The sequence below is a fragment of the Wolbachia endosymbiont (group B) of Eupithecia inturbata genome (genome assembly GCF_964030915.1).
In the GTDB taxonomy this organism is placed as follows: domain Bacteria; phylum Pseudomonadota; class Alphaproteobacteria; order Rickettsiales; family Anaplasmataceae; genus Wolbachia.
Genome location: NZ_OZ034987.1, coordinates 935,243 through 949,935, shown reverse-complemented (window position 1 = coordinate 949,935; position 14,693 = coordinate 935,243). Strand labels below are relative to the sequence as shown.

Here is a 14,693-nt window from a genome sequence, read left to right as displayed (position 1 = left end):
ATATCTTAACATTAGTTTAGTTTTAAAACAAATTAATATTTTAATATAAGTTTTCTCTTTTGTAGAGAATCTGCTTTTTCTTGTTTTGTATGAACTTAGAAAATTTTTATTGATGAATGACTTTAAGTTTAAAATTGAGAAAGTAGTTGTTATATATACCAGCAAGTATGAGTTAAATTTGTATTATGGACTTGAATAAATTTACCGAAAAAGCAAAAAGCCTAATCCAGAGCGCTCAAATGAAAGCATTGGGAGCTGGGCATCAGATTTTTATGCCTGAACATTTACTTAAAGTAATGCTTGAAGATGAGTCAGGTTTAGTTCAGGATTTGATAGGCGCTTGTGGTGGAAATGTTCAGAATATTTCTGATGCTGTGAGTAGTGCAATTAAAAAGTTTCCAGTGGTTGGAGGACCAGGTAGTGGTAGACTTCAGCTTTCAAGAGAGGTAGCAAAAGTTTTTGATGATTCAATTGGTATTGCGAGGAGAAATAAAGACACATTTGTTACTGTTGAGCGGTTACTGCAGGGCCTTGCTGCACAAAAAGATGAAATTGTAGGTAAAATTTTAGCAGAAGGTGGTGTAACACCGCAAAAATTAAATTCAGTTATTGCAGAAATGAGAAAAGGTGGCAGTGCAGACTCTCCAAATAGCGAGGAAAAATTAAATGCGGCAAAGAGGTATACAAAAGATATTACAGAGCTTGCTATGCAAGGTAAGCTTGATCCTATAATTGGTCGTGATGAGGAAATCAGAAGAACTATGCAGGTATCGTTGAGGCGAACAAAAAATAATCCAGTACTGATAGGTGAACCTGGTGTTGGAAAAACTGCAATAGTTGAAGGTTTAGCAAACAGAATTGTTGCAAATGATGTACCACTTGGTTTGCGTGATGCAAAAGTTTTAGCTTTGGATCTAGGTGCGTTAATTGCTGGAACAAAATTCAGAGGAGAATTCGAAGAAAGATTAAAAGCAGTAATCAATGATATTTCAAAAGCAGAGGGGAAAGTTATCTTATTTATAGATGAGCTTCATACTTTAGTTGGAGCAGGAGCAACAAGTGGTGCAATGGACGCTTCAAATTTGCTAAAGCCTGCTCTTGCGCGTGGAGAAATTCGCTGTATAGGAGCTACAACTTTAGATGAGTATCGTCAACATATAGAGAAAGATCCTGCGCTTGCAAGGCGTTTTCAGCCTGTGTTTATTTCTCAACCAACTGAAACTGATACTATTTCAATACTGAGAGGTTTGAAGGAGAGATATGAGGTGCATCATGGTATTAGAATCACAGATGGTGCAATAATTGCTGCTGCAACGCTTTCTAATAGATATATAACAGATAGATTTTTACCTGATAAAGCGATTGATTTAATTGATGAGGCAGCAAGCAGAGTAAGAATTGAGATGGATAGCAAACCTGAGGTTATTGACGAACTTGAGAGAAAGATTATACAACTAAAAATTGAATCAGAGGCTTTGAAAAAAGAAAGTGATGAAAACTCTAAGCAACGTTTAAAAAAGATAAATGAGGAAATTGAGAGTCTAAACAGTAAATTTGCTGACTTAAGCAGTAAATGGCAGATGGAAAAGAATAAGATAGCTAAAATACAAGAAACAGCTGAAAAATTGGATAACTCGAGAAAAGAGTTGGAACTGGCTCAGCGTAATGGAAATTTAGGAAGGGCAGGGGAATTGATGTATGGTGTGATTCCTCAACTTGAAAATGAGTTAAAAAATCAGGAAAAAGTTACTGATAGTTTCCTAAAGAAAGAAGTTACTGAGAGTGATATTGCAAATATTGTTTCAAAATGGACAGGCATTCCAGTTGATAACATGATACATAGTGAAAAGGAAAAGCTCCTTAACATGGAAAATGAAATAGGAAAAAGAGTAATAGGGCAGAGAGATGCAATTGAAGCGATAAGTAATGCAGTAAGGCGCTCCCGCTCTGGTGTTCAGGATACTAATCGACCTTTTGGTTCATTTTTATTCTTAGGTCCAACCGGAGTTGGAAAAACAGAGTTGGCAAAATCCCTTGCCGAATTTTTGTTTGATGATCAATCAGCACTTCTACGCTTTGATATGTCAGAATATATGGAAAAACACTCCGTTTCAAAGTTAATTGGTGCGCCTCCAGGATATGTTGGCTATGAACAAGGTGGCAGGTTAACTGAGGCAGTAAGGAGAAGACCATATCAGGTAATTTTGTTTGATGAGATAGAAAAGGCAAATCCAGATATATTTAATATATTGCTGCAGATCTTGGATGAAGGCAGGCTCACAGATAGCCACGGTAAATTGATTGATTTTCGCAATACCATACTGATTCTAACTTCTAACCTTGGTGCTGAGGTGATGCTAAGAGGAGCTACCGAATCTGTGAAAGATGAGGTGATGAAAATAGTTAAGTCAGCGTTTCGTCCAGAATTTTTAAATAGACTGGATGAAATTATTATATTCCACAGCTTAACCAAAGATGACATTGATAAAATTATAGATGTTCAATTCTCTTATTTACAAAAGATGCTTGCTAAGCGTAAACTGAGTATTAGTTTATCGCAAGAAGCTAAAGAACTAATAGCACAAACTGGATATGACCCTGAATATGGAGCGCGGCCTCTGAAAAGGGTAATACAAGAATGCATTCAAAATAATCTAGCTAAGTTAGTTTTATCGGGGGAAATAGTAGAAGGAGATGAGCTAATAGTGTATACTTCTGGTAACGAAATCTTAGTTAAAAAGATCTAGATTCGCTGTGTATTTTTGTTTTGAAAAATGTGTATAAATCATAATGTTAATGTTGAGTCTTTATTTAAGCTAGTTGATCAAGGGAATAAAAAAGAGAAAGCAAAAATTAAAGAGTTTATACAGTACTTTTATAATTTTGTTTATAATAGTGACCTAAAAGTCAACGATAAATTTCTTTTATACATTGCAGAAGATGCATACAACTTCATTCTTAAAAAAGAAAAAGAAGAAAGTAAATTGGCAGTAAGTAATGTAAATGATATTTCAGGAATAGAAGGCAATTTCACTATAATTAAAATCACAAATTATGACATGCCCTTTTTAGTGGATTCTGTCATTTCCACTATTAAGTCACACGGTTTAACTATATGCTATTATAGTAACAGCATAATTAATGTTCAAAGAAAAAATAGCCTAATAGATAAAATTCATCTTTTGGAAGAAAGTAATGGAATCAAAGAGTCAGTAATATATGTAATTATTAAAGGCATAAGTGATAGCTTTGTTGATACACTAGAAGAATCTCTACGAAAGACGCTAAAAGCAGTTAACTGCGTTGTAAAGGACTGGCAATGGATGCTCAAGAAGCTTCTTGAGCATCCGGCATTGGATGCTGGAGGCAGAGATTTTCTAGCTTGGTTGAAAAATAACAATTTTGTATTTTTAGGTTATCAAGAATACATTACTAATAAAGAAGGAAAGCTTGCTCTAAGTGGTAAGGAGAGCCTCGGGTTAATGAGAGCAAGTGAAGAGTACCAAAATTCATCAATTTTTTCTGAAAGCTTGAATTCTTTATACATACTAAGATCAGACCTAATCTCAATAGTTCATCGGCGTACCTATATGAATTGTATAGGAGTGAAAGAATTTAATGATCAGGGTGATGTAATAAGGGAACAGCATTTTTTTGGGCTATTTACTTCTATAGCAGAAGTTCAAGATATTCGAACTATTCCGGTAATAAAGGATAAGGTTACAACAATAGAAAAAAAGGCAGGATTTGTTCTTGGTGGCCATAACAATAAAGCTTTAATTTCCATTTTACAGGCATTTTCTTGTGACGAATTATTCCAATCAAATGAAGACGAGTTATTTGAAATTTGCACCTCGATCATGTCTCTTGCGATTAGACCAAGAGTCAAATTATTTTTGAGAAAGGTAGGGAACTTTATTAGTTGCATAGTATTGATACCGATGCGTTATGCTAGTGCAAGACTAATGTTTAAGATACGCGATATATTGAAAGATGAAACGAATGCAGAAAGTTCAGATATTTATAACAATCACATTATTAATGAATATGATTTGATGAAATTACACGTGGTGCTAAGAACCAAAAGCGCTAGCGTTTTTGATGATGAAGTTTTGCGTATCGAAAACAAGTTAAGAAACATTACAGAAAAGTGGGAAGATCGTTTTATAGACAATTTATATAATACTTTTAGCACTGTTGAGGATATATTTATCCGCTATTGCAAGGCATTTCCGATAAGTTATCAAGAGAATTTTGAACCTCATGATGCGTATTATGATATGAAAAAATTGGAGATAGTGAGAAAGAAAAAAGTCAGTGAAGTTGATTTGAGGCTTACTCGTGACAATCTCAACTATCAATTGAAGGTTTACACTCCAAGCAACGGAGGCCTTGAATTGTCAAAGATATTAAAGGTTACTAAGAATTTAGGGGCTAAGATTCTATCTCATAATGGTTATTATATAGAAATCAACGGTGGAATATGGATACATCATTTTGTGTTGTCAAGAGTTGATGAATTAATAGACAACATTACTTTAAAAGAGCAGTTTGAGGTAACACTTGTAAAAGTGTTCAGCAAGGAAATAAAAAATGACTATTTTAACAGCTTGATCATTATTGCTGGGCTCGAGTGGAAGGAAGTGCTTCTGATTAGAGCGCTAAGCGCCTACCTAAAGCAGACATCATTTAGCTATAACCCAGAATATATACAGAAAGTAGTATCAGAGTATCCAAAAGTAGTAAGGTATTTAGTAGAATTATTTCATTCAAGATTTGATACTAAAATAGATATTGATAGGGCAGAAACTACTAGCATTTTGATAGAAAAAATTGAAGAACTACTAAAAGAGATCAGCAACGTTTCACATGATTACGTTTTGCGTTCGATATTTAACTTGATAATGGCAATTTTGAGAACCAGTTATTATCAAGATGATAAGCCATACTTATCTATCAAATTTGATTCAAGTAAAATAAATGGTTTACCTGACCCGCGCCCATACCGTGAATTGTATGTTTATTCAAACCTTTTTGAGGGAATACATCTAAGAGGAGGGAAGTTGGCTCGTGGTGGTTTGAGATGGTCGGATAGAACGGAAGATTTTCGCACTGAAGTTTTGGGACTCATGAAAGCCCAGATGACAAAAAATGCGGTCATTGTACCTGTTGGCGCAAAGGGTGGGTTTGTAATAAAGCAAGTTTATAAAGACAAAAACATTTTAAGGGAGAAAGGTGTTGAATGCTATAAGAATTTCATCAAAGGAATGCTTGATATTACTGATAATGTAGTTGATGGCAAAATAACTCCACCAGAAAATGTGATTAGGTATGACGAAGATGATCCATATTTGGTAGTTGCAGCAGATAAAGGCACTGCTTCATTTTCTGATTATGCAAACGAAATATCCTCTGAATGTAACTTTTGGCTCGAAGATGCATTTGCATCTGGTGGATCAGCAGGTTATGACCACAAAAAGATGGGTATTACAGCAAGAGGTGCATGGATTGCAGCACAACGCCATTTTTGGAGAATGAATAAGGATATTTACCAGGATACAACTGTTATTGGAATTGGAGATATGGCTGGCGATCTATTTGGGAACGGCATGCTGCTTTCAAGAAATATGAGTTTAATTGGAGCATTTAATCATATGCATATTTTTGTTGATCCAAATCCTGATGCGGAAAAGAGTTTCGTGGAGCGTAAACGTCTCTTTGAATTACCGTTTTCCACTTGGATGGATTACAATAGAGATTTGATTTCTCATGGTGGCGGGGTATTTGAACGTAGTAGCAAACAAGTAGAAATTTCTCAAGAAATGAAAAAGTGCTTTGATATAACGGAAGATACATTATCTCCAAATGATTTGATTCGATATTTGCTCAAGGCAAAAGTGGATTTCATATGGAATGGAGGAATTGGCACCTTTGTTAAGGCAAAAAGTGAAAGCCATGGCATGGTTGGCGATAAAGCAAATGATGAATTAAGAGTAAACGGTCATGATATTAGAGCTTCTATGTTTATAGAGGGTGGCAACCTTGGTTGCACGCAGCTTGGAAGGGTAGAATACGCTAAAATAGGTGGGTATATCAATGCAGATTTTATTGATAATTCAGCAGGAGTAATATGTTCTGATGTTGAAGTTAACATCAAGATTGCTTTTGTTGCAATTATGAAAGAAGGGGGAATTTCCTTGGAAAAAAGGAATGAAATACTGGCTAGCATGATAGATGAAGTTGCATCTAAGGTACTTGAAAACCATAACAGGATTGAAACAAAAGCATTGCTTCTTGAGTGTTTGCAAGCTAAAGAAAAGTTGGAGCAGCACCATAAATTATTACTCAGTTTAGAGAAATTTGGGCTGCTAAACCGAGATGTAGAATTTCTTCCAGCTGAAGAAGAGGTAGCAAGAATGTTAACTGATGGAGAAGGTTTCTGTTCTCCTCAGCTTTCTGTTCTGATGTCTTATGCAAGAACAGCAATAAAAAATGAAGTTATACACTCTGAGCTACCTGAAAAAGATTTTTTGTGCCGTGATTACTTACTAAATTACTTTCCACAAAGGATGGTAACAGAGTTCAAGGATTCCATATTGAAACACCAACTTTGTAGGGAAATTATTTCTACTTGCATTACAAACGATGTAGTAAATAGGATGGGCTGTATATTTATTAATAATTTGGTTGAGAGTACTGGAATTAAAGTACATGAAGCAGTTAACATATATATCGTTGTTAATCACCTATATAATTTAAGTAGCCTTTGGCAGAAAATTGATGAATTGGATGGAAAAATTGATGTTGATTCATATTTGCAAGTAGTGAGAAGTGTGCAAAAATTTATTGGTAGGGTATCATTTTGGTTAGTAAAAAATCTTGGTAAGCTTAATCTTGTAGAACTAGATGGTGTTACAAAATTTAGGGGTGCAATTGAAACTTTAGGCCATGATATTTTAGATGAGCACCTATTAGAGGTCTATAATCATGGATTAGCTTCTTTGTTAGAGCTTAACATAAATAAAGATCTAGTAAAAAGGGTTGCTGATCTACGTATTCTTATTTATGCGCTGGACGTTATATCTGTTGCTGAGCAGACATCTTTGTCCATCCTTGAGGCTGGTAGAATATACTTTGAATTAAAGTCGCTGCTAAGATTTGATATGATTAGAACAGTTGCTGGCAAGATGAAAAGCCATTCTTCCTATTGGGATCGCAGCTTAATTAATGATTTATTAGATGATTTAAGCAATTATCAACATAAGCTAGCTGTTAAAGTTATAAAAGCTACTGATAATCATGTAGACAAGGTTCAAACTTGGGCTATTAATGATAAGGATTATATAGAGCGCTACAATAGCTTTTTAGATGAGATGGTCGCTTATAAACTTGATTTAAGTAAATTAATACTCATAATCAGAAGAGTTAAAATACTTGCTTCATAGGAAAAATGTTTAATATAGGTCTGTCAGAAGTTTTAGTTGTAGCTTTAGTGAGTATAATTGTTCTTGATAAAAGTAAAGTACCTGTATTTCTTAATCTTATTAAAAATATATATAGGTATTTCTGGGTTGTAAAATCAAGAGTTAGGAAATTGTTGAAGGATACCGGAATTAAAGAATTATATGAAGAGCATAACGTTGAAAAAGTCAATTACATAATTGGTGAAGATGGCAAGCTTTATCCTACTTACAATGTAGATAGTACAAAAAATGACAGCAAAAATCCTAGTAGTAGATGATATACCATCTAATGTTAAGCTTTTGGAGGCTCAGCTAAAAGCAGAGTACTATACAGTTATTGTAGCTTATGATGGCGAGGAGGCGATAGATTTAGTAGCGGAACAGCAGCCAGATATTATCTTACTTGATGTCATGATGCCAAAAATGAGTGGTTTTGAGGTTTGTAAGAAGCTAAAGAATGATCCCTTAACGACTTATATTCCAATAATTATGGTAACTGCGCTGCATGACACTCATGATAGAGTGGAAGGAATTAATGCTGGTGCGGATGACTTTCTAACTAAGCCGATAGATGAAACTGCTTTATCTGCAAGAATTAAGTCTCTTGTGCGCTTAAAGATGATAATAGATGAGTTGTGCTTGAGAGGAGAAACTAATGCTGAGATTGGTGGAGTAGCAGAAAGCAGTATTATGGATTATTCTAATCAGATTTTTGATGCTAACATACTTGTTGTAGATGAGGACACCTTTCAAGCAGAGCAGATACACAATGTTCTAAAGCAACGCTTCAGATCAATTAAAATACTGCACGATCCAAAAGAAGCATTAAAGGTTGGTATTAAGGATAATTACGACCTGATTATTTCTGACATGCAGTTTTCAAAAACTGACGGCCTACGGTTGTGTTCTAAGTTTCGTAGTAAAGTAGAAACACGTTATACACCAATTCTGATCCTTTCTGAAGATTATGATAAAAGCAATTTAGTAAAGGCACTTGATGTAGGTGCTAATGATTATTTAACAGTACCTTTAGATGAGAGTGAATTAATAGCTAGGGTTAATTTGCAAGTGAAACGCAAAAGGTATCAAGATGCCTTGAGAATGAATTTATTTAATAATGTGGAAATGTCTATAAAGGATCCATTAACTAACTGTTATAATAGAAGATATTTTGATGCACACTTAAGAAATATTGTTAAGGATTCTGTGGAAAAAGATAGAAGTTTATCTCTTATGATACTTGATATAGATTATTTTAAGATGGTGAATGATAACTTTGGGCATAATGCTGGAGATGAACTTTTAAAGGAAATACAGAAAAGAATTTCTGAAAATATCAGAGTGACAGATTTATTAGCTAGGTTTGGTGGTGAGGAATTTGTTGTTGTAATGCCAGATAGCAATGTATCAGATGCGTATACTATTGCAGAGAGAATAAGGAAAATTATTGCCAAAGAACCTTTTATACTTGTGGATAAAAATACAACCCATAATTTAACTGTGAGCATTGGAATTTCAGCAATGCAAAGATCTGACCTTGATGATGTTAAAAAATTTATAGTACGTGCTGACAAATATTTATATAAAGCAAAAAACAGTGGTAGAAATAGAGTGGTTACTGGTTGAAGTTCTTTTAAATAAGTAGTAACTAAGATTCAAATGATAGCATAAAATTTCTCAACTCCGGAAATTTCGCATTTAACTGCAGAAATAGATATTTATTTAAAAAATACCCTGTAATTTTTAACCCTAGTCTGAATTCTTGATATGAGTAGCTATTTTGTAGGTTGTTATTGTATACATCATGCAACATCTGTGGAAAAGGTAGTAATTTATCTGCATAACAGTCACCTACTTTTTTTGACACTGCTCTACCAGTTTTTGGAGAAATAAATTGTAGATTTTCTTTCACACCTGTTACAGCACATTTTGATAGGTCTAACTTAAATCCAAGTTGCGTAAGAAGCAGAAGCTCTAAGTTAAGGTAATGACTTTGCCAAAACTGGCTATTATGTTTTATTACATCGATGAAGTGTCTAAAATTATCATACAACTTGATGCAGGATTCACTTTCTGGAAGCACTTTTTCTAATATAGACGAGAAAGAAACAATAGCAATGCTTTTTAACCTATCTTGAAAGAAATGATGAAATGGAGATTCAATCAATTCGCACTTTAAAAAACCTAGATTTTCAGGTAGCTTAGCACTCCATTCTGCATGTAATAGATTACTTATTTGAAACTTATAATTGCTATTGTTTGTTAACCTAGTTAATCCTCTGCACTTTCCATGATTTTTTGTAAATAGAGAAAGAATTAAATTTTTATCACCGTATTTTTTAACAGCTATAATAATACCTTCATCTTTCCATCTCATTTAGAGTATATTGACCATATGATATTATAGAGATAATAAAATTAGTGTAGCAAATTTGAGTTTAAGTCAACTGAAATATATTGACTTTATGTGCAATATTAGCTTTAAACCAGTAAAACAAGCTGCTTAACATATGCGCCCTCTCTATTTTAATTATATTCTTCTTTTGTCTCTATGTTGTTTTTTGCTTTTTTCAATGAAAGCCCAAACGAATGATTCATCAGTTATTCCTATACCACAAAGAAAAAAAGAATTAGTTGAGTTAGTACAACCGAGGCAAATTATTGAAATACAGGAAATTGATGAGGGTATTCCAATTCCCAAAAGAAAAAAGGGTGTAGAAAGAAAACTAAGAGAAGACATCAAAGAGGTGAAAAATGAAATAAGAGATAAGAAAAATATTGAGAACAAAGATGATGAATTGGCTGTAACAGAAATTATTAATTCTATAAGGGATAAACTGACAGAGTGTTGGAGCATTCCTGAGGGCATAGTTTATAAAGAAAATTTTAGTATAAAAATTAACTTATTATTATCCAGTAAAGGCGAGATCGTTGTAGCCAACGTAGCAGATAGTAGTTCTTATCAAAATAATCCTCTTTTTAGATCAGCAGCAGATAATGCAATGCGTGCAGTGTATAAATGTAGCCCGTTAATTGGCTTACCTGCTGAGCAGCATCACATTTGGCGCGAAGTCACGTTAGATTTTATTCTAAATAGGTGAATTTACGTTACCTAAATTAGTTACTTGTGATGAAAAATAGATCAGCAAATTTTCAATCAACAACAGCTAAAGACCTTTCTGCAACGTTGATTTCTCTTATATCTGTAACTTCGTCATTCTGATTAAACGAAATTTGCAGAGACTTACTACTGTACTTCCTTTTTCCCAAGAAGTTAGCTTGTTTAATTTTATATGAGACATAGTACCAAACATTTTCGTCGAACTTTGATACTAATGTTGGCAATCCTAAAGTATGAACCACTTTTTCTCTATCATCACCTACTTTTATTTTGCTCCACAGTTCAACATTAATGCCAGGAACTCCGTGATTATAGATAGTGTGCATGCAGCCTACTGAAAACAGCAAAACAGAAAATATTAATACTCGCATTTTGTCAATTAGTTATTTGAAATCATAATACACTGATAAACTATCTGTCGTCAAATTTCAAAAAAGTTAAATTGACTGATTCTCAATATCATTTAATATAATATTTACTTCAAAATAATTAGGTACCTTATGTCGTTGCTAGAAGCAGATCCAATATACAAGCCTTTTAATTATCCTTGGGCATATGATGCATGGTTGCAGCAACAAAGGATACACTGGATACCTGAAGAAGTTCCGCTTGCTGATGATGTGAAAGATTGGAAAACTAAACTTTCTAATGTAGAGAAAAATTTATTGACCCAGATTTTTAGGTTTTTTACTCAAGCAGATATTGAAGTAAATAATTGCTATATGAGGCATTATTCAAATATATTTAAGCCAACAGAAATATGTATGATGCTTGCAAGCTTTTCCAATATGGAGACTATACACATTGCAGCCTATTCATACCTTCTAGATACGATTGGCATGCCAGAAAGTGAATATCAAGCATTCTTAAAATATGATGCTATGAGAAAGAAGTATGAATACATGTTAGAATTTGAGGAAAGTAAAAAGCACGATAAAAAACATGTTGCTAAAACTTTAGCAGTATTTGGTGCCTTCACTGAAGGATTGCAGTTATTTGCATCATTTACAATTTTGCTCAATTTTCAACGGTTTGGAAAAATGAAAGGTATGGGGCAAATAATTGCTTGGTCAGCACGTGACGAAACCTTGCACACCAATTCAATTATCAATTTGTTCAATACGTTTATTAAAGAGAATAATGAAATTTGGAATGACGAGTTCAAAGAAGAATTATATTCTGCATGTCGCACTATTGTTGAACTTGAAGATGAATTTATAAGTCTTGCTTTTGATTTAGGAGATGTTGAAGGGCTATCTGCAGAGGAAGTGCGCAATTATATACGTTACATAGCAAACAGAAGGTTAACGCAATTAGGTCTTAAATCTATATATAATGTTAAAGATAACCCTATTCCGTGGCTTGATGAAATACTAAATGGCGTGGAACATACAAATTTCTTTGAAAATAGAGTAACAGAGTATAGCCGTGCAGCAACTCAAGGCACTTGGGAGGAAGCTTTTGCTAAAAACTATACAAAAAGTGAATAGCAGTAACTTCACCCTTTTTTATCGTTTCAACGGAAGCTTGCGATACATATCAAAGGTGGAAGGAGGAAGAATTTGATATAAATCATCTATTTAGCTTAGAGAAAAGAGAGTATAGATATAAAGTTACATTATTGCATGTAATAGTTGGAGATTTTGATTGCTTAGAGGAGGAGAAGAAGAAGTTAATACGATATCTATTAGACAAAGGTGCTAATGTTAATGCACGAGATTCTTTTGGAAAAACTCCTTTGCACAATAGTCATGACAAAGAGGTAACACAAATTTTACTTAGATGCAGGTGCTAATCTTTTTATAAAGGATCATTATGGAATGACTGCAAGAAAACATGCCCGTGATGAATCAAAGCAGCTTTTAAAAAAGGCAGAAGATAAATACAAGCAATAAAGCAATGAAATTTGGTGCTATTGTTGGTATTACGGCTGGAGTGGGAGTTGGTAATGGACTTTTTGCTGCTGCTGGTCTTTCATTACTAATATCGGCTTTTATTGGCGCAGCTGTTGCTATAGCAATAGGGTTTGTTGTTTTTGGTATTACATATGCAATGTCAAAGCAGGTTCCTAGTGAGAAGCTAGATAGCGTTGATGCAGAACAAAAAGCTAGTACAGCGGCAAGTATGGTAGTGTAGTTAAGTAAAAAAAGGAAGAAGAGACTTCTTCCTCTTTTCTCCAAATTTTTTATATATAATTGAGAATAAAAAAACTGTGGATAACTCTGAAAAAGATCAAAAAAGACATCAAAAAGAGTATGATTAGATTGAAATATTTACAGAAAAACTTACTCAATTGATAAATATCTTAACGCTTTTTAAGAAAAGACAAATAGAGGGTCGTATTGGAGCTAAAGGTTGAAATTTTAAGTGCTTCTTAGTACTTAAAGAGGTACTTTAATAGTTCCTTTTAAGTACTAATCCGGAGGTTCGATAGGTTGTTGTTTAAAAGATTGGCGGATATTTTTGTTAGTATTGAAAATTACATAATGTATATTATGGAAAATATAAGAAACACAAGCTTTCAGCAAGAGAAAATACAATTTTTGCTCTTCTCAAACAGCATAAAAAAGTGCCTGTTGAACCTCCAGATTAATGCTCAAAAATGTTCAATTGATACTTTAAAAGTATTACTTTAAAAATACCTAAAGTATCACTTCAAAAGCACTTAAAAATTTTATCTTTTAGCTCCAATACGACCCTCTATTTGTCTTTTCTTAAAAAGCGTTAAGATATTTATCAATTGAGTAAGTTTTTCTGTAAATATTTCAATCTAATCATACTCTTTTTGATGTCTTTTTTGATCTTTTTCAGAGTTATCCACAGTTTTTTTGTTCTCAATTATATATATATTAGTATTTGGAGATCATATTTATTATAGATCTCCAAAGTACTCAGAAATGTAAAATTATATACTCTACTAGGTTATCAACTTAGTTATTAACAATTCTGTGAATAACTTAAACAAGAAAAAGGGGCTTTTGCACGAGTTTATGGTTACACCTATTATCAGATCTAGGTACCCTGAATAGGATTAAGGGTACCTAACGAAGTAAAAAATTTCGAGAAAAAGGAAGAAGAAACTTCTTCGCTCTACTTAATTAAACTGATATACCTGTCGCTGTATTAGTTTCTTGTTTTACAGTGTCAAACCCTTTTGTCGTATAAACGGTATCTATACAACTCTTAGGCTTTAAAACATCGTACGTAATAGCACCAATCGTAGCTCCAACTAATAATGCAGCGACTAAAGCTATACCAATTATAGTCGGCAATGCCGTTAATGCGGCACCAGTACCAAAATACAATCCTAACCCAACTGCCAATGCAGTTATAGCACCACCAATAGCACCAAATTTCATTCCTTTCTTAGCTGCATTTTTCCTTAACTCACGGTTATCTCCAAAATCTAGTGTCCTTTCCATTCCCCTTAACGTTATTGTATTGAGCTCTTGTTCCAATTCGATTATCCTGATTTCTTCTAGAAAATTTTTATATTTACTTTTCTCTTGATCATCTTCCAGTTTCCCCATCTCTCTTTCTAAAGCACCTTTAATCATATTACGATCTGAATCTTCAGGTAAAGCTTTCCAAAACTCTTTTAATCCAAATTTGTCTTTGATTAAATCTAAAAATTCAGTTATATTAACTGAAGATTTCACAATAATATCAACCATTCTATAATCTTCGCGAATACCATTATCCGATTCTACAAAGCCAAGATCGATACTTAAAAATTCTTTTAATATATTTCTCTTTTTAACCATATCGAAAACGGCTGATTCGCAAATTTTATTCTTACCAAGAAGATCGAATAAAAGGCTAACTCTTGTATAAGAAGAATCTTCGTCTCCTTTTTCACCTCTATATAATTTAAAAACAGCAAAAAGATCTTCTGTTTTAGCTTCTTCAAGTATTTGAACTATATCCTTAGTTCCGGTTCCTTTTATTACAAGCTCTAGATCATTGCATAAAGTTTTTTGTTCTTCTGTTAACGCCATATCAAACTCTCCTACTAAAAATAATAATATACTTTAATTATGATACATTTAAATAATAAAGTCAATAATTTAACTAAATATCACAAACACTTAAACAAGAAAAAGGGGCTT

Annotated in this window: 11 protein-coding genes; 8 read left to right on the top strand and 3 right to left on the bottom strand. The window is 33.4% G+C overall.

Annotated elements, in window-relative coordinates; genetic code table 11:
* Nucleotides 1–185 precede the first annotated feature (185 nt).
* The 4 genes from clpB to ACQH21_RS04550 are packed head-to-tail and all read left to right on the top strand — an operon-like array spanning nt 186 to nt 9,089.
* Entirely contained in the window at nt 186–2,747 is a 2,562-nt protein-coding gene (clpB, locus tag ACQH21_RS04565; RefSeq protein WP_425383980.1) for an ATP-dependent chaperone ClpB, read from the top strand.
* A gap of 27 nt (nt 2,748–2,774) precedes the next feature.
* Complete coding sequence (locus ACQH21_RS04560) at nt 2,775–7,445, top strand: NAD-glutamate dehydrogenase (RefSeq protein ID WP_425383979.1); 4,671 nt, start codon at nt 2,775–2,777, stop codon at nt 7,443–7,445.
* Nucleotides 7,446–7,450: 5 nt separating this feature from the next.
* Nucleotides 7,451–7,741 carry a Sec-independent protein translocase subunit TatB gene (tatB, locus tag ACQH21_RS04555; protein ID WP_010401887.1) on the top strand — a complete coding sequence of 97 codons (291 nt, stop codon included), beginning with the start codon at nt 7,451–7,453 and terminating at the stop codon, nt 7,739–7,741.
* Nucleotides 7,713–9,089 (top strand): PleD family two-component system response regulator, encoded by a 1,377-nt coding sequence (locus ACQH21_RS04550; protein WP_425383978.1) that lies wholly within the window; start codon nt 7,713–7,715, stop codon nt 9,087–9,089. Before tatB ends, ACQH21_RS04550 begins: the two co-directional genes overlap by 29 nt.
* A 22-nt stretch (nt 9,090–9,111) precedes the next feature.
* On the opposite strand, the gene recO is transcribed toward ACQH21_RS04550, so the two are convergent.
* Complete coding sequence (gene recO / locus ACQH21_RS04545; protein WP_425383977.1) at nt 9,112–9,840, bottom strand: DNA repair protein RecO; 729 nt, start codon at nt 9,838–9,840, stop codon at nt 9,112–9,114.
* Nucleotides 9,841–10,036: 196 nt separating this feature from the next.
* Here recO and ACQH21_RS04540 point away from each other — a divergent pair, with 196 nt between their 5' ends.
* Nucleotides 10,037–10,564: a hypothetical protein gene (locus ACQH21_RS04540; protein WP_264683351.1), complete on the top strand. Its 528-nt coding sequence runs from the start codon at nt 10,037–10,039 to the stop codon at nt 10,562–10,564.
* Nucleotides 10,565–10,616: 52 nt separating this feature from the next.
* On the opposite strand, the gene ACQH21_RS04535 is transcribed toward ACQH21_RS04540, so the two are convergent.
* A complete protein-coding gene (locus tag ACQH21_RS04535; protein ID WP_029237605.1) occupies nt 10,617–10,955 on the bottom strand; it encodes an outer membrane protein assembly factor BamE in 339 nt (112 codons plus the stop codon).
* A gap of 129 nt (nt 10,956–11,084) precedes the next feature.
* On the opposite strand from ACQH21_RS04535, the gene ACQH21_RS04530 reads away from it, so the two are divergent.
* The 3 genes from ACQH21_RS04530 to ACQH21_RS04520 all read left to right on the top strand — a co-directional run bounded on the left by ACQH21_RS04530 (nt 11,085) and on the right by ACQH21_RS04520 (nt 12,720).
* Nucleotides 11,085–12,074 carry a ribonucleotide-diphosphate reductase subunit beta gene (locus ACQH21_RS04530; protein ID WP_425383976.1) on the top strand — a complete coding sequence of 330 codons (990 nt, stop codon included), beginning with the start codon at nt 11,085–11,087 and terminating at the stop codon, nt 12,072–12,074.
* Between the two features lie 131 nt (nt 12,075–12,205).
* Complete coding sequence (locus ACQH21_RS04525) at nt 12,206–12,379, top strand: ankyrin repeat domain-containing protein (RefSeq protein ID WP_006013955.1); 174 nt, start codon at nt 12,206–12,208, stop codon at nt 12,377–12,379.
* A 104-nt stretch (nt 12,380–12,483) separates the two neighbouring features.
* Nucleotides 12,484–12,720, top strand: a complete 237-nt coding sequence (locus ACQH21_RS04520; RefSeq protein ID WP_139686560.1) for a hypothetical protein — start codon at nt 12,484–12,486, stop codon at nt 12,718–12,720.
* Nucleotides 12,721–13,682: 962 nt separating this feature from the next.
* Here ACQH21_RS04520 and ACQH21_RS04515 read toward each other — a convergent pair.
* Complete coding sequence (locus tag ACQH21_RS04515) at nt 13,683–14,582, bottom strand: hypothetical protein (RefSeq protein ID WP_064085233.1); 900 nt, start codon at nt 14,580–14,582, stop codon at nt 13,683–13,685.
* Nucleotides 14,583–14,693: the final 111 nt, after the last annotated feature.